The organism is Streptomyces sp. RLA131, assembly GCF_056270125.1.
Genome location: NZ_JBWDOQ010000002.1, coordinates 7141971 through 7164365, shown reverse-complemented (window position 1 = coordinate 7164365; position 22395 = coordinate 7141971). Strand labels below are relative to the sequence as shown.

Genomic DNA, 22395 nt, shown 5'->3' with positions numbered 1-22395 from the left:
CGATGAACACCCGCACCTACCGCCTCAACTTCCCGTCGGACCTCGACGCCGACCAAGTAGCAACGTGGCTGCGCGCTTGTTCCGGCACGCTTACCACCGGACCGCGGCGGCTGTTGGACGTCTCGTCCATGGTGTTCGAGGTCGAGGCCGGAGAGCTGGGCATCTCGTACCGGCTCGTCGTGCCGGATGAAACGGCCGACTTCCTGACGGGCCAGCTGCGCGCGTTGGTGCCCGGTTCTTCGGCCACGCCGGCGGGCGCGGATGACCGTGCGAATCAATGGACAGCCGCGGTCGAGCTGGGCCAGACGAACCCACGGCGCAGCCTCGGCACCGTGAACGCCGAAGCCACCAGCGCAAGCCTGCTCGCGTCGTTTCACGGCCTCGGCCGGGGTGAAGCGCTGCTTCTCCAATGGGTCGTGTCACCGGCACTTCGGCAGCGTCCACCGCAGCAGGCGGGCGAGTTGGTTCTTCCCGGACGACGGTTCGCGTCCAGGCCCGACCGCGACCGGATCAACGACCTGCGGGCGAAGCTCAGCGAGCCCAACTTCGCTGCCGCCAGTAGAACCGAGTGGCTTTGGGGACGAGGCTCGACGGCTTTCCCGTCAGACCTATGGGCGACCGGTCGCCGAGGTGGAAGCGGAGATCAAGCGGCGCCGCGGAACGCAGCCGGCCCCGGAGCCTTCTACCCGACGTCGTCGGTTCGGTGGTCGGGCCTGGAACGAGTAGTCATCGGGTGTAGGTGAACCCCGTAGGTCAGCTGTAGGCCGACCGTAGGCGTACACCTACACCCACGCACCCTCTGACCAGCTGGAAGACCGGTAGCTATAACCGCGTGAGCACGAGGAGCCGTGCACCATGGAACTCACCACCCGAGACTTTGAAATCATCACCCTTGTCGACACCTTCTCTCAGCTTGCTTCGACTCATCTAAGCGAACTGGTTTTTGCGGATAGGTCGCATAGCGTGCCGGACCGCGTTCTTGGCCGGTTGGTGCGCCGTGGCTACCTTTCGCGCGTTGGGCGGCGGGTGAGCGGTGAAAAGGGCGGGGCGGGAGCGTACGCCTACCAACTCGGAAGATACGGCCGGATTCTTCGAGGTGTCGAGGGGCGGCCGTCGCCCAACGTCAACAACCACGCCCTCATGATTGCTGACACCTACTTGGAGTTGCGGCGGGCTGAGAGGCTCGGTGTCCTCACACTGGCACGGTGGGACGTGGAGCTTTCCGTTCCTCCGGTGCGGGCTGATCTGTTCGTGGTGGTGGACTATCCGACTCAACGCCGAAGCGGTCAGTATTTCTTGGAAATCGACCTGGCCACGGAACGGCCGGTGCGGATCGCGGAGAAGCTGGTTGGCTACTGGCAGGTCGCCGAGCAGAGCAGGGAAGACATCTTCCCCTACGTGGTGTTTGTGGTCGCTCAGCAGGCCCGTAAGGCCGAGCTGACGCGCATCTTCCAGCGGCTTCCCGAGGAGCAACAGGAGATGGTCAGGGTGGTCATGTTCGCGGAGCTTATCCCCCGACTTTTGGAGCTTTAGAGCCGTTGTGTTTAGTACGGCGACGACAGAGGTGGGAGGTATAGGAAAACAGGGGTGGAAGATTTATAATAGAAATAGAATTAAACAGGGAAACGAAAATGGCACGACGAGCACGAAAACCACTACTTCCACAACTGATTTGGGGGCGACCGAAGCGGACTTACAAGCAAGGCGGTCAGGTAAGCGTGCGCCGCGTTCCCATTCAGACGATCACCGTAGCTCCACGACTAGCCGAGGACTTCTTTTTAGCTGCTGGGATCCGTCTCGGGCTGGTGGCGTTCATTGTGGTTGGCGCATGACGCAGATTAAGCGAGCTAGTGCTCCATCAACGACCTCACAGCATGTAGCCATCGAGCGACGCCAAGTAGTACCATGGCGATCAAGCGAGGCGCACCGTAGAAGAGAATCGACGACCGCCCTTGTAGTGCACCACAAAAACGGGAGAACAATGTGAGCCCTCGCCCAGGAGGAGAAACCGACAAGTTCGGCAACAGATACGAGGGTGTCTGGACAGTCCGACACTTGCTGTATGTACTACTTGGGAATGGCCAATCCATCAGGATTGAAGATATCGATGCCCTAGGCAAGGGTGCCGAGTTTACATACCGCCACGGCGATACCGTCGAGGTGCATCAGGTTAAACGTCAAAACGGTAATGCCAACAGCTGGAATGTGAAGTCGCTCCACAAAAAGGAGATCTGGGAGAACGCTCGCTTCCATGTGGAGCAAGGGCGGAATTTCCATTTCGTTTCGGTGGTCCCCGTTCGCCCCATTCAGGAACTGGCCGAGAGGGCACGAAGTGCGGATAATTTCGCCGAGTTCATCAATGATTGGCTAACTGAAGGGCTTAGAGGGCCGTTTACCGAACTGTCTTCTCCCAATATCTACGGCTCGGCTCAGGTCGCATGGAAAGTACTGCGAGGTCTTTGGGTTTCCTGGCCCGACGAATATGATCTCGTCCGTGGGAACGCGGCCCTTGCGGAGCTTCTTCTAAGCGGCGCGACCGGACGTCTCGCAGCTGTCGGACTTGGGGATCTAGCTAATAACTACTACGGTCTTGGCTCTACTCTAGATTCCGCAACCATCGAATCTCGACTAGAAGAGTATGGCCTTCGCCGCTCAGCAATTCTCTTTGGCAATACAATCTCCGACAAGGTTCGTGAGATTACAACGGCATGGGCTGCCAGCGTCGAGCGCGAGCTTCTTCAACCTGCGATCCACCGTGCTGAAGCAGACAAACTTGTTGAGCTTCTCGATACGGAATCGGACAAGCTGACGCTTCTGATGGGGGCAGCAGGAGGTGGAAAGAGCGCCACTCTGCTTCAGGCCGTTCAAACCCTTAAGGAGCGAGAAACCTCCCTCCTGAGTTTTCGGCTTGACAGACTTGAGCCCTTTGCATCAACCACAGAGCTAGGTCAGCGGATCGGGCTAGATATTTCACCCGTGGCAGCACTGGCATCTGTAGCTGGGGAACGCCCCTGCGTACTTATCGTGGACCAGGTTGATGCCGTCAGCCTGGTATCAGGACGTATGCCAAGAAACTTTGACTCAGTGGCTGACCTTGTCCGTGAGGCGTCTGCCTTTCCGAAGATGCGGGTACTGCTGGTCTGCCGGAAATTCGATGTCGAGAATGATCACCGCATTCGGGAGCTGGTCGACGCTAAGCGGTGTGAACGTGTCGAAGTCCAGGAGCTTTCCGAGACTCAAGTCACTGAGGCTGTCAAGGCTATGGGGCTGGACGCGGCTGCTCTCAGCACCCACCAAAAGAACCTCCTCCGATCACCATTGAACCTCGTCTTGTTGCGAGGGGCCGGTGCTGATTCTGCGGCCCTCACATTCCAGACGACCAAGAATCTATTCGACGCTTTCTGGCAACGCAAACTGACCGACTGTACACAAAGGCGGGAGTCGGTAAGATTTGCCGAGGTAATTTCAACGCTCGCAGAGGCGATTAGTACTCGGCAACGCTTGTCCGTTCCCGTGACTGTTCTTGACCGGGCAAATCTTGCTATCGATGCTGGCGTGCTGGTATCGGAGCACATGTTGGTTCGAGACGGCCAAGAGATCGCATTCTTCCATGAGGCATTTTTCGACTATGCATTCGCGCGTGGATGGGTCGATCGCAACGAATCCCTCGTCGACTTCCTAAAGAGCGGAGAGCAGGAACTATTCCGACGCGCACAAGTGCGGCAGGTCCTGAATCACTTGCGTGAACTTGAGCCAGATCGGTTTGCGAATGAAGTAGCGGAGGCGTTGACAAGCCCCGACGTCCGGTTTCATATCAAGGACGTCATCCTGACTCTTTTGAGTGCGCTAACACAACCGACGTCGCAAGAATGGGAGATGGTGACTGAAGTACTAGAAACAAACCCCTCGTTCGAGGAGCGGCTATGGCACTCGTTGCGTAAGGCTGAGTGGTTTGAACGCATCGATTCGGAAGGCCTCATTGGGGAATGGCTGACCAGCGGTAATGATGCCGAAAAGGGGCATGCGCTCGAAATAATGGGAGGGGCAGCGAAATCAAACCCAGACCGTCTAGCCGCACTCCTTCAGACCCATATTACTGAAAGTGATTTTCCTGCCTGGCTGCGATGGGTAACTCGATTTTCTGACATCCACGAAAGTCGCCCCCTATTCGATCTGGTTCTGCATGCCGTTCGCAACGGACACTATGACGGAGATGCAGAGCACGATCTTTGGCTTTCATCCCACGACCTTGCGCAGCATCAGCCTGCTTGGGCGGTTGAACTCCTAGCCGCCTACCTTGCTGATCGTCCAAATTCTATGGCCCTGGGCTCGAATGACAAGGTTGCGGCCCTCCTAAGTGGAGAGCACAGCGCAATTGAACTAGCGCGGCTCGGGGCCGAGGGCGCTCCTGATTCGTTTGCCAGCCTACTGCTGCCCTACATGCTCCGTGTAATGGAAGCAACGGCTTATGACAGTGATGAGAGGCCCACTCACGATCGACATTTTGCACATCGCTATCCGAATCTCAATGCGCACGAACTCGAAGAAGCTATCTTGGCTGGGATGGCTTCAGCCATCCGTAGCTTGGTTCAACAGGGTCCAGAACAGGCACGACCTATTCTGGAAACTCTTGCGTCAAGTCACTATGAGGCGGCGCAGTGGCTCTTGTACGAGGGCTTGCGGGTCGATGGTAAGAGGTACGCGCAGTGGGCGACAGACCTCATGCTAGAGGGGACTCATCGTTTCATGAGTGGGTACTCGTCGAACGGTGTATGGACAGCACGCCAGCTGATCCAGGTGACAAGCAAATTTTGCTCCGAGGAATCATTTCGTGAGCTAGAAGCATCTATTCTAGCTCTCCGTTTTCCCTGGGAAGGCCGGCGACCAGGTTGGTACATGTTTAACCTCCTGTCCGGGGTGGATGAGGAACGTCTTTCTGATGTAGCCAAGCGTCGTCTAGGTGAGCTGCGGAGAGCTACAGGTATGGAGCAACCGCCTGCACCGGAAGGTGTGACGGGCGGATCTATTGGATCTCCGATCCCCCCGGAAGCCGCTCAGCGAATGACCGATGAGCAATGGCTGCGTGCTATCGCTAAGCACAGTACAGATAGAACTGACTGGAACACCTTCACGGGTGGCGCTCATGAACTTTCAAGCGTGTTGCGTCAGGAAGCGGAGCGCGATCCTGCAAGATTCTCAGCTCTCGCCCTGCGTTTTGATCGCAACATGCACCCGGCTTATGGCACTGCGTTCCTCATGGCTTTGGGGGCAGCAGAAGCACTCGATGACGGGGCTCCAGTATTCGATGCCGTCCGTCACATCTCATCACTTAACTATGAAGACAATGCTCGCTGGGTCGGTCATGCACTTCGGCACTATTACAAGTCAGTCCCTCTGGATCTCGTAGAGACGATTGCTGATTACGCTACTCGTTCAGAGATTCATGGCAGCGATCCAGTTGCCTGGTCGTCTGATGAGGATAAAAATATCGGTCGCGATGTCTTCGGAGCTGGAATAAATTCAGTCCGTGGTTCGGCAGCCGAAGCCTTGGGGGACCTTCTCGTCTACGACACGGACGGAAGCCGTACAGCACTGGCTCTTCCAATACTGAATCAGCTAGCGGGAGACGCCTCTATCCCGGTTCGTTCGTGTGTTGCACATCTTATTCACGCTTCCATGCGGCACGCACAGCCGCAGGCGCTTGACGCGTTCGCTGATCTTGTTGAGACGAATGACGACAATCTCTTCACAACCCACACGGTCAACAAATTGATCGTCTACATTGGGTCGGAAAATCCAGATGCAGTCCGCCCCGTGATTACGCGAATGCTTCAATCCCAGATCGCGGAAGTGCGAAGAATTGCAGGGCAACTTGCCGCCCTGGCCGCAGTACAATGGAGTATGCCGGACTTTCTCGACACCATCCTGTCTACTGGTGATGTGGCGCAACGAGAGGGTGCTGCACGGCTGTGTGCCCACAGATTGTCCGACACAAATGACTCGGTCGTTGTCCGGCGCGCCTTTGAAGTGCTTATGAATGATTCAGACGAGGCAGTACAGAAGGCGATTGGCGAAGCGGCGGCTGCACTTCGTGGCCAGCACCTTCGTCCTTTGGGGGAACCGCTGACTCGACTAATCGCTTCAGCTTCATTCTCAGCCTCGTTGCCCCAGCTCTTTATTACTTTGGAACATGCCCCTGATCGCGTGGATGACTTGGTCTTGGCGTGTTCGCAGCGCTTCATTGAAGTCAAGGGTGCAGATTCTGCTGACATGAGAACCGGTGCGGCAGGAGATGCTCGGTATGTTGGTGAGCTCCTTATTAGGGCGTACGCCCAAGCCACCGTGCGAACGAAGCGAGCGAAGGTTCTCGATCTCATTGACCAGCTGCTGGAAGTCGGTGCCTTTGGCGTCGCGGACCTGGTCGAAAAGTCGGAACGTTAGTAGCCGTCCGCCGTGGGTCGCCACTGGTGCGGCACCGAACGCCCCATGGCCCTCTACAGAAGAAATGTTGCTGGGTGTGCTCTAGAGCGGTGTGATCTACCGTTCCCGCCGACATTGGGTTGGATCGAACGGTTCAAGCACGAGACCGCGGCCGTCGATATTCACACGTGCCATACCTGACGGTCTTGCTCTTGACCGTGGCCTACTACGACCCGTGGCCGGCTGTGGGTTGGTCCTGCGGTTCATACGCGGGAGAGCAACCACCTGTCAGCTGCTCGTAGATGTAGCAGGATCCACCCGAGCAATCCTGAAGATGGCCACGGTGCCCAAGAACGGCGACGGGCCACCCGTCAGGGGGTAGTTGTCTGTCGTTGCGGCGTAGAGGGCGAGCTTCTTCTCTGCAAGCTCCTCCAGGATGGCGGTGATGCTTCGCTGTGCGTCCCGCACCGAGGAGCGATTGAACTCGATGTCGCCTGAGATGTCGCTCCAGTCCCGGAAGCTCTGAACGGCGCCGTCTATGAGGTCCTGCTCCTCGTCGGTGCAGTCGTCTGGTTCCTCATGCGGTAACCATCCAAGGCAACCGGACAGGATCGGCCAGAGGTCACGCCCCGTCTTCATGTGGTCGTGCACCACGACTTCAAACTCTGGCTCGTCCACCGTGATGACGTCGATGATCCTGTCGACCTGCACCCGCTTGAGCTTGCTGATCTCATCGGCGAGGGTCTTGAGCCCCCACACCTCGATGGTGACACCCCGGTACAAGGGGCGAAGCTCGTTGTCGATGAACTGATCGACCTCGCCTGGCAACGTGTCGTTGGTGAGGAAGCGCCACACCTTCACGTCGCGGTGCTCCTGGAGGCAGCCCCCCAAGTCACCGCGGATCTTCGCCTTGGTCTTGTCGATCCGCTCGCCGCGCGTGGCGTGCGCCGCGAAGAACACCCGAGCCTTCGGACAGTAGCCGTCGTTCTTAGTGTCGCCCTTCGGCCCGGCGGCCCGCACTGGTTGGTAGTCCCCCGGGTACAGCTCCAGGCCGAGCCGATCCATGCAGTCCTGGAAGGTGTTGCCCTCAAGCCGAAGGAGCTGGCCCTCCACGAGCTTCCGTAGCGAGTTCTGATCCACGGCAGCCATTACCGCACGGCTCCCATGTCCGGCGCAGCAAGGTTGCCCAGATCAAGCGGAGGCGGCCGGCACTCGATTGGTGCGCTCGATCAAGCGTCATCCGCGGCAGTCCGTAGAACTTCGTTACTCGCTTGCCCTGCATCGCTGTTGGCCCGATCCTGGAACGTTCGTCGCTACCAACAGAAAGACGATCATGAAAGACATCTGGGTGAACATCGCCAGCGTGAACGACGCGGCCTCCCAGGGAGGGTGACATGCCGCGGCATCCCGTACGGACCTTCCTCGCGGCCTGGCGGGTGGCCCGGCGCATCATCAGAGTCACCTTCCGGGCCCGCCTGGAGTACCGGGCCGAGTTCCTGCTGAACATCGGCATCGGGGTCGTCTGGCAGGTCTCGATCATCGTCTTCGCGACCGTGCTGCTGGGCCGCTCCCCCGGGATGGGCGGCTGGTCGAGCGAGGCGGTACTGCTGATCGCCGCGATGCGGATGCTCAGCCACGGCCTGTTCGTGCTGTTCCTCGGCCGGGTCTTCATGCTCTCGCAGTTCGTCCAGGAGGGGCTGATCGACGGCTTCCTGCTGCGCCCGATGCCGGTCTACCGGCAGGTCCAGCTGGCGTACTTCCCGGCCAACGCGATCGGTGACCTGCTGGTCGGCGGGTCGATGTTCGCCGGCGCGGTGTGGCGGTCGGACCTGCACTGGACCGTCGCCCGGTCCGGCTACGCGACCGCCGCGCTGATCGGCGGAATGCTGATGGAAGGCGCGATCTTCACCGCGATCTCCAGTTTCCACCTGCACCACCCGGCGGCCAACGCCTGGAGCAGCTGGACCGAGGAACTGCTCGCCACCTTCGGCAACTATCCGCTGAAGATCCTTCCGGGGATGATCAGCGGGGTCCTCACCTTCGGGCTGCCGCTGGCCTTCGTCGCCTACTTCCCGGCCGCCGTGCTGACCGGCAACACCTCCGGCCTCGGGGTGCCCGTGGTCCTGGCGGCGGCCTCGCCACTGGTCGGGCTCGCCGCCTTCGCCGGCTCCCGGCTGCTGTGGAACCGGCGGCTGAGCCGGTACACCGGGGTCAACGGCTGACGGCTGACGGCGGGCGGCTGCCGGCGCGGCGGCCGGCTACTTGCTGGTGAACTCCTCGTACGCCTTGAGGACGTCGTCGGTGGGCCCGTCCATCCGCAGTTCGCCCTTCTCCAGCCACAGCACGCGGTCGCAGGTGTCGCGGATCGACTTGTTGTTGTGGCTGACGAGGAAGACCGTGCCGGCCTCCTTGCGCAGTTCTCGGATCCGCGCCTCGGACCGCTTCTGGAACTTGCGGTCGCCGGTCGCCAGCGCCTCGTCGATCATCAGCACGTCATGGCTCTTGGCGGCGGCGATGGAGAAACGCAGCCGCGCGGCCATGCCGGAGGAGTACGTGCGCATGGGCAGGGAGATGAAGTCGCCCTTCTCGTTGATCCCCGAGAAGTCCACGATCTGCTGGTAGCGCTCACGCACCTCCTCCTGGGTCATGCCCATGGCCAGGCCGCCGAGAATGACGTTCCGCTCGCCGGTCAGGTCGTTCATCAGGGCCGCGTTCACACCCAGCAGCGAGGGCTGGCCCTCGGTGAAGACCTTGCCGCTCTCGGCGGGCAGCAGCCCCGCGACGGCCCGCAGCATCGTCGACTTGCCCGAACCGTTGGAGCCGATCAGACCGATCGCCTCACCCCGGTACGCGGTGAAACTGACCCCGCGCACCGCGTGCACCTTGCGCACATTGGGGTTGCCCTTGCGGGTGACGATGCGGGTGAGCGCGGAGACCGCGCTGCCCTTGCCACTGCCGGCGCCATGGACGCGGTAGACGATGTGCAGGTCGTCCACGATGACCGTGGGGATCCTGTCGTTCGGGGACTCAGCCACGGCCGTACTGCTCCTCAGCCTTCCAGAAGTACACAAAGCCGCCGACGCCGGCGACGAGCGCCCAGCCCAGGGCCAGGGCCCAGACGTGCGGGGGCAGCTGGGCCGCGGTGAAGCTGTCGATGAGCGCGAAGCGCATCAGGTCGATGTAGACCGCCGCCGGATTGAGGTCGAGCAGCACCTTGACGAAGTACGGCGCGCTGCTCGCGAAGTGGCTGATGCTGTACATGACACCGGACATATACATCCAGGTGCGCAGGATGAACGGCATCAGCTGCGCCAGGTCCGTCATCTTGCTGCCCAGGCGGGCCATGACCAGGGCCAGGCCCGCGTTGAAGACCGACTGCAGGAGCAGCGCGGGCGCCGCGAGCAGCCACGACCAGGTGGGCACCTCGCCGGTCATCAGCACGATGGACAGGAGCACCAGCATCGACATCAGCAGCTGCTGGAGCTGGACCAGGGTGAAGGCGATCGGCATCGAGGCCCGGGGGAAGTGCAGGGCCCGGATCAGTCCCAGGTTCCCGGAGATCGCCTTGACGCCGGCCAGCACCGAGGACTGCGTGAAGGTGAAGATGAACACGCCGGTGACCAGGAAGGCGATGAAGTTGTCGATGCCCCGGTCGGTGCCCAGCAGCAGGCCGAAGATCAGGTAGTACACCGCCGCGTTCAGCAGCGGGGTCATGACCTGCCACAGCTGGCCCAGCCGTGCCTGGGTGTACTGCGCCGACACCTTGGCCCGCGCGAAGGCCGAGATGAAGTGCCGCCGCGCCCACAGCTGGCGCACGTACGCGCCCAGGGGCGGCCTGGCTCCGCTGACGGCCAGGCCGTACCGGGCCGCCAGTTCGTCCGACGACAGCCTGGCCTCGGCCGAGTCCGCCGGCAGGTCACCGACGGCGACGGCACCGTCGTGGGTTGTCTCGCTCACAATTGACACTTTCGTCCGATGCTCTCAGTCCGAGCTTGTCAGATGATCGGGGGTCGGCCCAGTCGGGTGAGGCGCCACACGGTACGCCATCTCATGGGCCGCCGAGGACCGCACGGGCTCGTCCAGCCCTCCTTGAAACCGCCGAACCAGGCCCGCAGCGCCGCACGGGAGGGGCGGCGCAGCAGGGTCAGCAGCATCCAGGTGCCCAGGTAGGCCGGGACGAGCAGCCAGGGCAGGTTGCGCCGGGCCAGCCACACCCGGTTGCGGGCCACCATCCGGTGGTAGACCGCGTGCCGGCCCGGGGCGGTGAGCGGGTGGTTGAGCACCATGTCCGAGCGGTAGTCGATCATCCAGCCGGCGTCGAGGGCCCGCCAGGCCAGGTCGGTCTCCTCATGGGCGTAGAAGAACTCGTCGGGCAGGCCGCCGACCTGCTCGAAGACCGTGGTGCGGACCGCGTTGGCACCGCCGAGGAAGGTGGTGACACGGGAGGAGCGCATCGGGTCGGCGGCGCGCAGCCGGGGGACGTGCCGGCGCTGGGTGGTGCCGGTCTCCGGGTCGGCGATCCGGAAGCTGACGATGCCCAGCCGCGGATCGGCGGCGAAGGCCTGGCGGACCAGCTCCCCGGTGTCCTCGTTGGGGAGCAGCCCGTCGTCGTCGAGGAAGAGCAGGACGTCGACCTCGCTGCCGCCGGGGCCGAAGGCCTCGATGCCGACGTTGCGGCCGCCGGGGATGCCCAGGTTCTCGGGCAGCTCGACGGTGCGGACACCGCCCGGCAGCTCGGGCAGCGGGGAGCCGTTGCCGACCACCGCGATCTCGATCGCGGGGCCGCGCTGCTTGGCGACGGAGTCCAGGAGGTCGCGGAGCTCCTCGGGGCGGTTGCCCATGGTGATGATCACCGCCCCGAGCCGGAGCTCCGCCGGCGTCGCGCTCATCGCAGCCTGCTCGACGCCAGGATGCTGACCAGGTGCAGCACGGTCTGCAGCACGGCGATCGCGGCCAGTACGGCGACGCCGACCCGCGTGAAGAACAGGTCGCCCCTGATGGTGTCCGCGACGGCGAGGGCCAGTATGACCAGGGACGCCTCGACGCCGAGGACGAGCCGGTGGAACTTCAGCGCCCCGGCGGCCCTGCGGGCCAGCGCCACACCGGACGAGCGCGGCTCGGACGCCGCCTCCTTGACCGGCGGCAGCCCGCCCTGGTGGCGGGCGACACCGACGAGGTCGGTCTCGGCCTTGATCAGGATGGCGCCGAGGGCCGCGAGGGTGCCCAGGAAGGCCCACAGCCAGTCGATCCGCCCGGTGCCCCACAGGTCGGCCGCGCGCAGACCGAAGCCGACCAGGACCGCGGCGTCGCACAGGTAGGCGCCGACCCGGTCCAGGTACACCCCGCTGAGCGAGAACTGCTTCTTCCAGCGGGCGATCTCGCCGTCGACGCAGTCCAGGAGCAGGTAGAGCTGGACCATCAGCACACCGAGCACGGCGCCCGGGATACCCGGCACCAGCAGGGCCGGGGCGGCGAGGACGCCGAAGACGGTCATCAGGTAGGTCAGCTGGTTGGGCGTGACCCGCGTGTTCACCAGGTGCCGGTCTATGCGCAGCGAGATCTCGCGCATGTAGAGCCGGCCGGCCCAGTGCTCGCCGCTCCGACGGTCCTGCACACCCGGAGGGTGGACGACCGGGCGGAGTTCAGCTACTGATGGTTTTTGCATAGTCGGCGTATGCGTCCCTGATCTGGTCGGTGGGCAGGTCGAGGTGTTCGAGGATGGTGTAGCGGCCCGGCCGGGTCTGCGGAGCGAACTCCACCACCTTGACGAACTCCTCGGCGGTGAAGCCGATCTCGCCGGGCAGTACGGGCAGGCCGTGCCGTCGCAGCACCTGGGCCATGTACGCGGACTCCTCGTGGGCCCCGCGCAGGTACATCGCGAAGGCCGCGCCCAGACCGCACTGCTCGCCGTGGCTCGCCGCGCGCTTGGGGTAGAGGAGGTCGAAGGCGTGGTTGATCTCGTGGCAGGCGCCGGAGGCGGGCCGGCTGTCGCCCGCGATCGACATCGAGATCCCGGTGAGGACCAGGCCCTCGGCCAGCACCTGGAGGAAGGCGTCGTCGCCGACGCCGCCGGGGTGCCGGAGCACGGCCTCGCCGGCCTGACGGGCCATGGCGGCGGCGAGCCCGTCTATCTGCTCGCCCTTGACCCGGTGGGCCAGCTCCCAGTCCGCGACGGCGGAGATGTTGGACAGCGCGTCGCCGATGCCGGAGCGTACGAACCGCACCGGGGCCTCGCGGATCACATCGAGGTCGATGACGACCGCGATCGGGTTCGGGACACCGTACGAGCCGCGGCCCGCGTCGTTGTCCAGCGTCGCGACCGGGGAGCACAGCCCGTCGTGCGACAGGTTGGTCGCGACCGCGACCAGGGGCAGGCCGATGCGCGCGGCGGCGAACTTGGCGCAGTCGATGATCTTGCCGCCGCCCAGCCCCACGACCGCGTCGTAGTGGCTGGACTTCATGGCGTCGGCCAGCTTGATCGCGTCGTCCAGGGTGCCGCCGCCGACCTCGTACCAGTCGGCGCCGGGCAGGGCGGGCTCCAGCCGCTTGCGCAGCACGGCGCCCGACCCGCCACTGATGGCGACGGCCAGTTTCCCGGAGTGGGAGATCCGCTGGTCGGCGAGGACGCCGGCCAGATCGTCCAGCGCTCCGCGACGGATGTCGACGACGACCGGCGAGGGGATGAGCCTCGTCAGTACTGGCACGCGATCACGCGTCCCTTGGCGAGGTCGTCGTGGTTGTCGATCTCGACCCAGGCGAGGTCGCCGATGGGGGCGACGTCGATCCGGAAGCCGCGGTTCACGAGCTCCTGGTAGCCGTGCTCGTAGAACTGCTGCGGGTCGGCCTCGAAGACGGTCCTGAGGGCGTCGGCGAGCTCGTCGGCGGCCTCGCCCTCGATGAGGGTGACACCGATGTACTCACCGGTGGCCTCGGCCGGGTCCATCAGCTTGGTGATCTTCGTCATGCCCTTGGCGGGGTCCACGACGACCTTCATCTCCTCGTCGGCGAGGGACTTCACCGTGTCGAGGGCGAGGATGATCTTCTTGCCGTCACCACGGGCGGCCAGCAGCGTCTTCTCGACGGAGACCGGGTGCACGGTGTCGCCGTTGGCGAGGATCACACTGTGCTTGATGGCGTCACGGCCGCACCACAGCGAGTAGGCGTTGTTCCACTCCTCCGCCTTGTCGTTGTCGATCAGCGTGATCTTGAGCCCGTACTTGGCCTCCAGCGCCTCGCGGCGCTCGTAGACGGCCTCCTTGCGGTACCCGACAATGATCGCGACCTCGGTCAGGCCGATCTCGGCGAAGTTGCCGAGGGTGAGGTCCAGGACGGTGATGCTGTCCTCGGCGCCCTCGGGGCCGACCGGCACCAGGGCCTTGGGCAGGGTGTCGGTGTAGGGACGCAGACGCCGTCCGGCGCCGGCTGCCAGCACGAGGCCGATCATGCGGGTTCTCCTGTTTCGTCGTGTACAGCGGGTGCGTGGGACGACACCCAGAAACGGATGCTCTCGGCGAGCACCACCAGTGCCAGCGCGACGGCGAGAACCGTCAGCGTGACCGTGAAACCTGTTTTGTGAGCCAGTGCGGCGGAGGCGATGGTCACCACCAGCGTCCGGCCCTCGTGCCCGCCGATCACGCGCACCAGGGCCCGCGGGGGCGCCCCGGTGCCGCCCCTGATGCGGTACACGGTGTCGTAGTGATGGTAGGCGACAGCGGCGACCAGTCCGAAAGCGGCCGGGACCGCACCGTTCACCTGTGAGACGCATGCCAGTACCAGAATGGTTGTGTATTCGCCGGCACGGAAGAGCGGCGGCACCAGCCAGTCCAGCGGGCCCTTCAGCGGGCGGGCGACCGCGAGGCCCGAGGTGACCGCGTATCCGGCGGCCGCGAGCACCGGCCACCAGCTGCCGCGGGGCGCCGCCGCCGAGGTGGCGACGACCAGGACCGCGCCCAGCAGCGCGACCGCCGGGGCGGCCGGCGACGGCAGCCGCCGGGCGGGGGCGCGGAAGGCGCGGGCGACGCCCTCCGCCAGGGGCCCGGAGTCGGCGAGCTCGGCCAGCGCCCGGGCGGCCCGGTCGGTACGGCTCGCCCTGCGGGTCAGGGAGCGCAGCACCCGGCCCGCGGTGGTGTAGCAGGCGGCGAGGGCACAGCCGGCGATCAGTACGCACAAGGTGGTGCGGGGCGTGGTGACGGCGGTGAGCACCGCGATCAGCGCCCAGCGCTCGCCGATCGGCAGCACGATCATCCGGCGCAGCCAGACGGTCCACCCGACGCTGTCGAGGCGTCCCGACAGGGCGGCGGTCGGACTGGTGTTGGCGATGGCGTCGTGGTTGGCCTCGTTGAAGGCGAAGTCGACGACATGCCGGCAGGTCTGGAGCACCATCGCGCCCAGTGCCAGCGCCCATACGTCGTCCCCGCCCCGGGCGGCGCCGAGCGCGAGGCCCGCGTAGTAGGCGTACTCCTTGGCGCGGTCGAAGGTGGCGTCGAGCCAGGCACCGAGCGTGGAGTACTGCAGGGAGTAGCGGGCCAGCTGGCCGTCGGTGCAGTCCAGGACGAAGGAGGCGATCAGCAGCACGCCGGCGGCGACATAGCCGGGGCGGGTGCCGGTGGCCGCGCAGCCTGCGGCGAGCAGGGCGACCAGCAGGGACGCGGTGGTGACCTGGTTGGGGGTCAGTCCGCGGCGGGCGCACCACCGGGCGAGGTAGCGGGAGTACGGGCTGACGCAGTACGTGGTGAAGAAGCCGTCCCGGGACTTGACGGCGCTCCGCAGCCGTACCGCCTCGTCGTCGACGTCGGCGACGGCCGCCGCGGCCTTCTCGCGTTCGGCCTCACCGGCCGGTACGGCGGCGACCAGGACGCCCAGCTCGGGCCGGTGCACCGCGGTGCCCTCGGTGTCGAGGCGGGCGGCGAGTTCGTCGACCCGGGCGTCCGGCAGGTCGGCCACCGCGCGGGCCAGCGCGGGCCGGGCGGCGGCCTGCACCGACAGGGCGCCGGGGACGGCGCCCGCGTCGAAGCGGGGGTCGGTCAGGGCGAGCCGCAGGGCGTGCACATGCCCGACGAAGCGCGGGTCGACGAGCGCGACGCGTTCCCCGGCGGGCACGGTGGCGAGCCGGGCGGCGAGCTCGCCGGGGCCGTCACCGGCGAGCACATCGAAGCCGAGGCCGCGCAGATCGCCCTCGATCGGCGACTCCGCGACCGGCGGACCGGTGAGGATGGCGGTCGACAGACGGCTCAGCTCCCTGGTAAGTCCGGTGCACCCGGTAAACGGCAAGACGTTCCGCCGGACGGGGCGGGCATGAGCGCAGAGGCTATCGGATTCCTGAGAACTTCCGTTCACCACCCGTTCGCTTCGCTGTCGCGCGCACGGCGTTGATCATCATGCGGTATCCGGAGCGTGCCGACAAACGGCGGTGACCGGGCCGCCGATAGGGTGGCCGCATGACGTGGCTGATCACCGGCGGGGCCGGATTCATCGGAGCGCACGTGGTCCGGGCTATGGCCCGGACCGGGGAGCGCGTGGTCGTGTACGACGACGGTTCGGCCGGCGTCGCGGAGCGGATCCCCGCCGGGGTGCCCGTCGTGACCGGTTCCACACTCGACCGCGAGGCGCTGGACCGGGCGATCACGGACCACGGGGTGACCGGCGTCGTCCATCTCGCGGCCCGTAAGCAGGTCGGCCAGTCCGTCGAGGAGCCGCTGCTGTACTACCGCGAGAACCTCGGCGGTCTGGGCACCCTGCTGGAGGCCGTCGCGGCGGCCGGTGTCGACCGCTTCCTGTTCTCCTCCTCCGCCGCCGTCTACGGCCTCCCGGACGTACCGCTGGTCACCGAGGACACCCCCTGCCTGCCGATCAGCCCGTACGGCGAGACCAAGCTCGCCGGCGAGTGGCTGGTCCGCGCGGCCGGCCGGGCGCACGGCATCTCCACCGCCTGCCTGCGCTACTTCAACGTGGCCGGCGCCGCCGCCCCCGAGCTGGCCGACACCGGGGTGTTCAACATCGTCCCGATCGTCTTCGACCGCCTCACCCGTGGCGAGGCCCCGCAGATCTTCGGCGACGACTACGACACACCCGACGGCACCTGCATCCGGGACTACATCCACGTGGAGGACCTCGCCGACGCCCATGTCGCCGCCGCCGGCCGGCTCACCGGCGGCTCCGGCGATCTGACGGTCAACGTCGGCAGCGGCGAGGGGGTCTCGGTGCGCGAACTGCTCGACCTCGTCCTCGACGTCACCGGCTACACCGAGGTCCGGCCTCTCGTCACCCCCCGCCGCCCCGGCGACCCGGCCCGCGTGGTCGCCTCGCCCGACCTGATCCGCAAGGAGCTCGGCTGGTCCGCGGCGCGCGGCCCGCGCGACATGGTCGAGTCCGCCTGGCAGGGCTGGCTGCTGCACCACCCGCAGGCCCGCCGCGGCTGATCCGACCGGAACGGCGGCGGCACCCCGGGGCTGCCGGCAGCCCCGGGGTGCGGTCCCGCGTCCCGGAGCTGCCGGAGGGTGAAGGCGCCGGACCAGGCGGGCCGAGCAAGGCGACCCACGACCTCCGGGGCTGCCCGGGCGACCACGTCGGCGTGGAGCACCGCACCTTCCGGGCGGAGCCGGCGGGGCACGCCGGGCACGAGGCGCGGCTGTGCCGTTGAGGGCGGGTGGGTGAGGCAGACTGAGGGCTTGTCGTCGATTCAAAGGATGGCCATGCCCACCAGTACCGCCAACGGCCGGCCCGGCAACAACCCCGCGGCAGATCCTGCCGCCCCGATCCTGCTCGAACTGGTCGACGAGGCCGGTATGACGATCGGTACGGCCGAGAAGCTGTCGGCACACCAGGCGCCGGGGCGGCTGCATCGCGCGTTCTCGGTCTTCCTCTTCGACGACGACGGCAGACTGCTCCTTCAGCGCCGGGCGCTGGGCAAGTACCACTCCCCCGGTGTCTGGTCCAACACCTGCTGCGGCCACCCCTACCCGGGCGAGCCGCCGTTCGTGGCCGCCGCCCGCCGTACCGCCGAGGAGCTGGGCGCCGCGCCGGCGCTGCTGCGCGAGGCCGGCACGGTCCGTTACAACCACCCCGACCCGGCGTCGGGGCTGGTGGAGCAGGAGTACAACCACCTGTTCGTCGGGCTGGTGCACGAGCAGCTGCGGCCCGACCCCGGGGAGATCGGCGAGACCGCCTTCGTCAACCCCGTCGACCTGGAGGAGCTGCGCGAGACCGGTCCGTTCTCCGCCTGGTTCCCCACCGTGCTGGACGCGGCGCTGCCCGGGATCCGCGAGCTGACGGCGGACGCGGGCTGGTAGCCCGCCGGTCCCCCGGCCCGCCGCTCGCCGCCCGCCCCCGGCACCGCCCGTCAGGCGGTGACAGGGGCGGCGGGGGCCGCGCCCAGCGGCAGCGGGAGCGCGGCCCAGACCACCTTGCCGCCGCTCTCGACATGCTCGACGTCGCAGATCCCGCCCGCCTCGGCGGTGATCGTCTTGACCAGCATCAGCCCGCGTCCGCCGGTGTCGGCGCTGTCGGCCTGGACCGCCTTGGGGCGGTAGGGGTGGTTGTCCTCGACGGCCACCCTTACCCAGTCGGCCCCGGCCGCGATCTCCACGGCGATCTCCGGGGAGAGCAGCGCGGCGTGCCGGACGGCGTTGGTGACCAGCTCGGACACGATCAGCAGCAGGTCCTGGAGCAGTCGGTCGCCGACCGGGATCCGCCGGTGGGCGATCAGGTTCCGTACGGCATGCCGGGCCTGCGGGACCGACGAGTCCAGCGCGGGCGTGGTGAAGCGCCACGCGCCCTCGTAGGGGCGCGGGGTGTCCGGGGCAGTGGCCTCGGCCGCCTCGGCCGGCACCGGTTCGGGCGGGACGCTCCCGCGGACCTCCATGGCGGCATTCACCCTCGCATCTCGCGCGATGTGCTCCCCGCAGCCCCGCTCGCGCGCCGCTACGGCGCCGACGGGATCCGCCTCACCTGTCGAGTGTCGGCAGCGCAGCACACCGGATTGAGCGCCTCACCGGAAACGCACGGGTTTCGACCCTCGGCGTCCGGATGCGAGAGAAGTTGTCACTGCATCGACCACCCTTGGCTTCCTTGGTGTCGTTCCGGCGCGACGGCCCTGTCGGCCCTGTCAGCCCTGTCAGCCCTGTCAGCCCTGTTGGCGTTTCGGCTCCGTCAGGCCGAGGTCCTCGGCCCGGGCGTCGGCGACCATGCCGACGATCCGCCGGCCGCCGATCCCGGCGGCGATCAGCCCCAGCCCGTCGAAGAGCAGCGCGAGCGAGACGAAGGCACCGATCACATAGAGGCTGCTGTGCGGCCAGTTCGCCAGCACCAGGACGGCCAGCAGGATGCCCACCGCGCCCTGCACCATCGTCCAGACCATCTGCGGGCCGCGTACCGCCAGAGCGCCGAACAGCCGGAAGATGCCGCCGGCCAGGAAGAGCAGCGCGGCGAACATGGTCAGCGCGGCCGCCGTGACCTCGGGCTGACGGATGACGACCACCCCGGCGGCGATGTTGAGCGCCGCGACCACCAGCGCCAGCCAGAAGAAGTTGGTGGTGCGGTTCTGCACCGCCTGGAACAGGCCGACGACACCGCCGATCAGCAGCAGCCAGCCGAACAGGATCATGGTGGTCAGGGTCGCGAACGCGACGTACGCCAGACCGACCAGACCGCCGATGACCAGGATCACGCCCAGCGCCGCCACCCACCCGAAGGAGCGGCTGATCCGGGCCTCCGGGGGCTCCGGCTGCCTTCTGCGTCCCTTGAGCGCGGACATACCCGCCTCCTCGCATCGCTTACGCAACGTATACCCCTATTTACGATGATCCTCTCGTCATGATCCGGCGAGGTGGCGGCGGATAGGATCGGGGGATGCCGCTGCTGCTGGACGTGACCGGACCCACCGCGACGATCACGATCAGCAATCCGGCGAAACGCAACGCCATGTCCCTGGACATGTGGTGTGCCCTGCCCGGGCTGCTCGCCGGCCTCGCCGCGGATCCGGCGGTACGGGTGCTGGTGCTCACCGGCGCCGGCGACGCCTTCTCCGCCGGTGCCGACATCTCCGACCTGCGGGACCCGGCGATCGGCCCGCTGCCGGTGCAGAGCGCCGCCGTCGAGGCCGAGGAGGCACTCGCCGCCTTCCCCAAGCCCAGCCTCGCGGCCGTCCGCGGCTCCTGCGTCGGGGGTGGCTGCCAGCTCGCCGCCGCGTGCGATCTGCGGTTCGCAGCCGAGGGCTCGCGCTTCGGGGTCACCCCGGCCCGGCTCGGCATCGTCTACGCCGCGTCGTCCACCCGGCGGCTGGTCGCCCTGGTGGGACCGGCCACCGCCAAGTACCTGCTGTTCTCGGCCGAGTTGATCGGCCACGAACGGGCGCTGCGGACCGGGCTGGTGGACGAGGTGCTGCCCGGGGACGCCCTCGGCAAGCGCGTCGAGGAGTTCGCCGGGGTGCTCGCCTCACGGTCCCTGCTCACCCAGGCCGCCGCCAAGGAGTTCGCCGGGCACGAGCCGGATCCGGCCCGCGTCGAGCACTGGGCCCGCCAGGCGGCCGGCAGCGGGGACACGGCGGAGGGCGCTTCCGCGTTCCTGGACCGCCGGGAACCGCGCTTCGGCTGGACGCTGTGAGCGGCTTCCGCAACATGCTGACCGGTCGGTAACCTGCAGGCATGACCACAGCCACCCTGGAGCCGCGCGCCGGCCGCCGCTGCCACAACGCCGTCAACCCGCTGCACTCCGCCGTCTACTTCGCACCGGAATACGACGAGGAGCTGGCCGCGATCGGCCTGGAACGGGGCTCCATGGCGTACTTCGCCGGACGGGCCGCACCACTGGGCGCCGTCGGAGCGGGCGTGGTCACCGCGACCTTCTACAACTTCAGCCACTCCCTGGTGGCCCGGTCCGTACCGGCCGCCTGGACGATCGCCGGACCCGAGGACGTACTCGCCGCCCGGCTGCGCGCCGTGGACACCGTACTGACCCGGCTGCTCGGGGCGGAGACCGCGGGTTCCCCGGAGGTCGCGGAGGCCGCCGGCCTGGCCCTGCGCGCCGCCGAGGCCTGTGAGCGCGGGGCCCGCCCGCTCTTCGCGGCCAACGCGGACCTGCCCGTCCCCGAGCAGCCCCACCTGGCGCTGTGGCACGCGGCCACCCTGCTGCGCGAGCACCGGGGCGACGGCCATCTGATGGCCCTGGCGGGCGCCGGGCTCGACGGGCTGGAGGCCCTGGTCACCCACAGCGCCACCGGCAAGGGCTTCACCCCGCGCTTCTGCCAGCTGACCCGCGGCTGGACGCCGGAGCAGTGGTCCGCCGCCCGGTCCCGGCTGCACGACCGGGGTCTCCTGGACGGCTCCGGGGAACTCACCGAGGACGGCGTCGCCCTGCGCCGCGAGATCGAGGCCGTCACCGACCGGCTCGACCGGGCCCCGTACGAGCATCTGGGCCGGGCGGGCGTCGAACGGCTCACCGCGCTCGCCGGCGGTTTCACCCAGACCGTGCTGGCGGGTGGCGGCTTCCCGGTGCAGCACTTCGGCAAGGGCTGACCAGAGAGCCCGAGCCCGACCCCGAGCCCGAGCCCGACCCCGAGTCCGAGCCCGACCCCTGGCCGGGGCAGCACCCGTCGTCCGGTGCCTGCGATCGCAAGGCGCCGGAAGGTCCCCGCAGCGGAGCCACCAGGGCTCTTCGGCGACGCGGGGAGCGTGCGTGTCCGGGGGCTCCGGGCCGGGGGAGCGGCGGGCGCCCGGCCCGGTTTCGGACACAGGCCCTGAAGCCGCCGGGGGCGGTGCGGCAGGATGACGCGGGTGGACAGACTCGACGCCGCCGGGATGCGCGCCCGCCGGATGCGCGCCCAGGGCCTGGCCGGCGGCACCGCGGGGCAGGAGCCCGGCCCCCCTGCCGTCGCCGCCGCAGGCGCGGTACGCCGCGCGGCGGCCCTGCAGGCCCAGGACGCGAAGGCCTGCCGCCTGCAACTGCGGGCCCGCAGCGCCGGGTTGACGGCGGCCGACCTGGACGCGGCCTGCGCGGGGCCACGGCCACAGGTCGTACGGACCTGGCTGATGCGCGGCACGCTGCACGCCGTGCCCGCGGCGGACGTCCGCTGGATGACCGCCCTGCTCGGGCCGCGCGTGGCGGACTCCCAGCGGGGGCGGCGGGCCCGGCTCGGCCTGGACGAGCAGACCTGCGCCCGGGCCCTGCCCGCGCTGGAGCGGGTGCTGACCGGCCGGCCGCCGATGCTCAGGGACGACCTGGTGGCCCGGCTGGGCGAGGCGGGCCTCGGCCTCGATCCGCGCGGCCAGGCCCCCGCCCATCTGCTGCTCTACGCGGCCGCGTCGGGCCTGGTCTGCCGGGGCCCCGAGGCCGCCGGGGACCGGGCGACCTATGTGCTGCGCGAGGAGTGGCTCGCCGGCGTCGACGGCCCCGGCCCTTCCGGCGACGACGCCCTCGCCGAACTCGCGGCACGCCATGCCGCCGCCTACGGGCCGGTGTCCGAGGCCGACTTCGCCCGCTGGTCCGGGCTGCCGCTCGGGTCGGCCCGGCGCGGGCTGCGGGAGCTGGCCGGGCAGGGGCGGCTGCTCCCGGTACGGGGTCCCGCCGACGAGCCGCTGTGGGTGGACGCCGGGTCCGCCCCGCCACCCGAGGGGCCCCTTCCGGTCCGGCTGACCGGCCACTTCGACCCGTATCTGCTCGGCTACCGCGACCGCGACCTGATCCTTCCGCCGGCCATCGCCTCCCGGATCGCGACCGGCGGCGGGCTGCTGATGCCCTGCGTCCTGGTGGACGGGGCGGTGGCGGCGACCTGGCGGCACACCTGGCGCGGCGCGGCACGGCTCGATGTGCGGGTGGAGCCGCTGACCGGGCCGCTGCCGGAGGCCGTACGGGCCGGGGTCGACGAGGAGATCGCCGACCTCGGGCGCTTTCTCGGGGTGGAGGCGCGCCGGCACCCGCCCCGGCCAGGGGAAAGCAACCTTTCCGGGGACGGTGACGACCTGGGGGCGTAGACCACCGATC

Annotated in this window: 19 protein-coding genes; 9 read left to right on the top strand and 10 right to left on the bottom strand. The window is 67.4% G+C overall.

All coding sequences use genetic code 11. The features are described 5' to 3' along the window. The first annotated feature begins 2 nt into the window (after positions 1-2). From RWE79_RS33400 to RWE79_RS33390, 3 genes are all read left to right on the top strand, one after another. Positions 3-743 (top strand): hypothetical protein, encoded by a 741-nt coding sequence (locus RWE79_RS33400; RefSeq protein WP_475943813.1) that lies wholly within the window; start codon positions 3-5, stop codon positions 741-743. Positions 744-855: 112 nt separating this feature from the next. Next, entirely contained in the window at positions 856-1533 is a 678-nt protein-coding gene (locus RWE79_RS33395; RefSeq protein WP_475943812.1) for a replication-relaxation family protein, read from the top strand. A 522-nt stretch (positions 1534-2055) separates the two neighbouring features. Next, positions 2056-6441: an NACHT domain-containing protein gene (locus RWE79_RS33390; protein ID WP_475943811.1), complete on the top strand. Its 4386-nt coding sequence runs from the start codon at positions 2056-2058 to the stop codon at positions 6439-6441. Positions 6442-6708: 267 nt separating this feature from the next. Here the strand turns inward: RWE79_RS33390 and RWE79_RS33385 are convergent, their stop codons facing one another. After that, positions 6709-7569, bottom strand: a complete 861-nt coding sequence (locus tag RWE79_RS33385) for a hypothetical protein (RefSeq protein ID WP_475943810.1) — start codon at positions 7567-7569, stop codon at positions 6709-6711. A gap of 245 nt (positions 7570-7814) precedes the next feature. On the opposite strand from RWE79_RS33385, the gene RWE79_RS33380 reads away from it, so the two are divergent. Next, positions 7815-8642, top strand: a complete 828-nt coding sequence (locus RWE79_RS33380) for an ABC transporter permease (RefSeq protein ID WP_475943809.1) — start codon at positions 7815-7817, stop codon at positions 8640-8642. 36 nt (positions 8643-8678) lie between these two features. On the opposite strand, the gene RWE79_RS33375 is transcribed toward RWE79_RS33380, so the two are convergent. From RWE79_RS33375 to RWE79_RS33345, 7 genes are read right to left on the bottom strand one after another with little or no spacing between them, the layout of a single operon-like run. Next, positions 8679-9455 (bottom strand): ABC transporter ATP-binding protein, encoded by a 777-nt coding sequence (locus RWE79_RS33375; RefSeq protein ID WP_475943808.1) that lies wholly within the window; start codon positions 9453-9455, stop codon positions 8679-8681. Next, positions 9448-10377, bottom strand: coding sequence for an ABC transporter permease (locus RWE79_RS33370; RefSeq protein ID WP_475943807.1), 930 nt, complete (start codon positions 10375-10377; stop codon positions 9448-9450). Before RWE79_RS33370 ends, RWE79_RS33375 begins: the two co-directional genes overlap by 8 nt. Before the next feature lie 38 nt (positions 10378-10415). Continuing rightward, a complete protein-coding gene (locus tag RWE79_RS33365) occupies positions 10416-11309 on the bottom strand; it encodes a glycosyltransferase family 2 protein (protein WP_475943806.1) in 894 nt (297 codons plus the stop codon). Next, the gene (locus RWE79_RS33360; protein WP_475943805.1) at positions 11306-12085 is read right to left on the bottom strand and encodes a CDP-alcohol phosphatidyltransferase family protein; all 780 of its coding nucleotides are present in this window, start codon (positions 12083-12085) and stop codon (positions 11306-11308) included. The genes RWE79_RS33365 and RWE79_RS33360 overlap by 4 nt, the downstream gene beginning before the upstream one ends. Beyond that, positions 12063-13124 (bottom strand): iron-containing alcohol dehydrogenase family protein, encoded by a 1062-nt coding sequence (locus RWE79_RS33355; RefSeq protein ID WP_475943804.1) that lies wholly within the window; start codon positions 13122-13124, stop codon positions 12063-12065. The genes RWE79_RS33360 and RWE79_RS33355 overlap by 23 nt, the downstream gene beginning before the upstream one ends. Further along, on the bottom strand, positions 13112-13864 hold the full coding sequence (locus tag RWE79_RS33350; protein ID WP_475943803.1) for a phosphocholine cytidylyltransferase family protein: 753 nt from the start codon (positions 13862-13864) through the stop codon (positions 13112-13114). The genes RWE79_RS33355 and RWE79_RS33350 overlap by 13 nt, the downstream gene beginning before the upstream one ends. Beyond that, positions 13861-15645, bottom strand: coding sequence for a DUF5941 domain-containing protein (locus tag RWE79_RS33345; protein WP_475946262.1), 1785 nt, complete (start codon positions 15643-15645; stop codon positions 13861-13863). The genes RWE79_RS33350 and RWE79_RS33345 overlap by 4 nt, the downstream gene beginning before the upstream one ends. Before the next feature lie 212 nt (positions 15646-15857). On the opposite strand from RWE79_RS33345, the gene galE reads away from it, so the two are divergent. After that, positions 15858-16838 (top strand): UDP-glucose 4-epimerase GalE, encoded by a 981-nt coding sequence (galE, locus tag RWE79_RS33340; protein WP_475943802.1) that lies wholly within the window; start codon positions 15858-15860, stop codon positions 16836-16838. A 273-nt stretch (positions 16839-17111) separates the two neighbouring features. Beyond that, on the top strand, positions 17112-17708 hold the full coding sequence (idi, locus tag RWE79_RS33335) for an isopentenyl-diphosphate Delta-isomerase (RefSeq protein WP_475943801.1): 597 nt from the start codon (positions 17112-17114) through the stop codon (positions 17706-17708). Positions 17709-17758: 50 nt separating this feature from the next. Here the strand turns inward: idi and RWE79_RS33330 are convergent, their stop codons facing one another. Further along, positions 17759-18280, bottom strand: a complete 522-nt coding sequence (locus tag RWE79_RS33330) for an ATP-binding protein (RefSeq protein WP_475943800.1) — start codon at positions 18278-18280, stop codon at positions 17759-17761. Positions 18281-18541: 261 nt separating this feature from the next. Continuing rightward, entirely contained in the window at positions 18542-19171 is a 630-nt protein-coding gene (locus tag RWE79_RS33325) for an HdeD family acid-resistance protein (protein WP_475943799.1), read from the bottom strand. Between the two features lie 95 nt (positions 19172-19266). Between RWE79_RS33325 and RWE79_RS33320 the strand changes: the two genes are divergently transcribed. The 3 genes from RWE79_RS33320 (at position 19267) to RWE79_RS33310 (ending at position 22385) form a co-directional block, all read left to right on the top strand. Continuing rightward, a complete protein-coding gene (locus RWE79_RS33320) occupies positions 19267-20019 on the top strand; it encodes an enoyl-CoA hydratase-related protein (protein ID WP_475943798.1) in 753 nt (250 codons plus the stop codon). A gap of 41 nt (positions 20020-20060) precedes the next feature. Continuing rightward, positions 20061-20930, top strand: a complete 870-nt coding sequence (locus tag RWE79_RS33315) for an SCO6745 family protein (protein WP_475943797.1) — start codon at positions 20061-20063, stop codon at positions 20928-20930. Positions 20931-21188: 258 nt separating this feature from the next. Next, positions 21189-22385, top strand: coding sequence for a winged helix DNA-binding domain-containing protein (locus RWE79_RS33310; protein ID WP_475943796.1), 1197 nt, complete (start codon positions 21189-21191; stop codon positions 22383-22385). Positions 22386-22395: the final 10 nt, after the last annotated feature.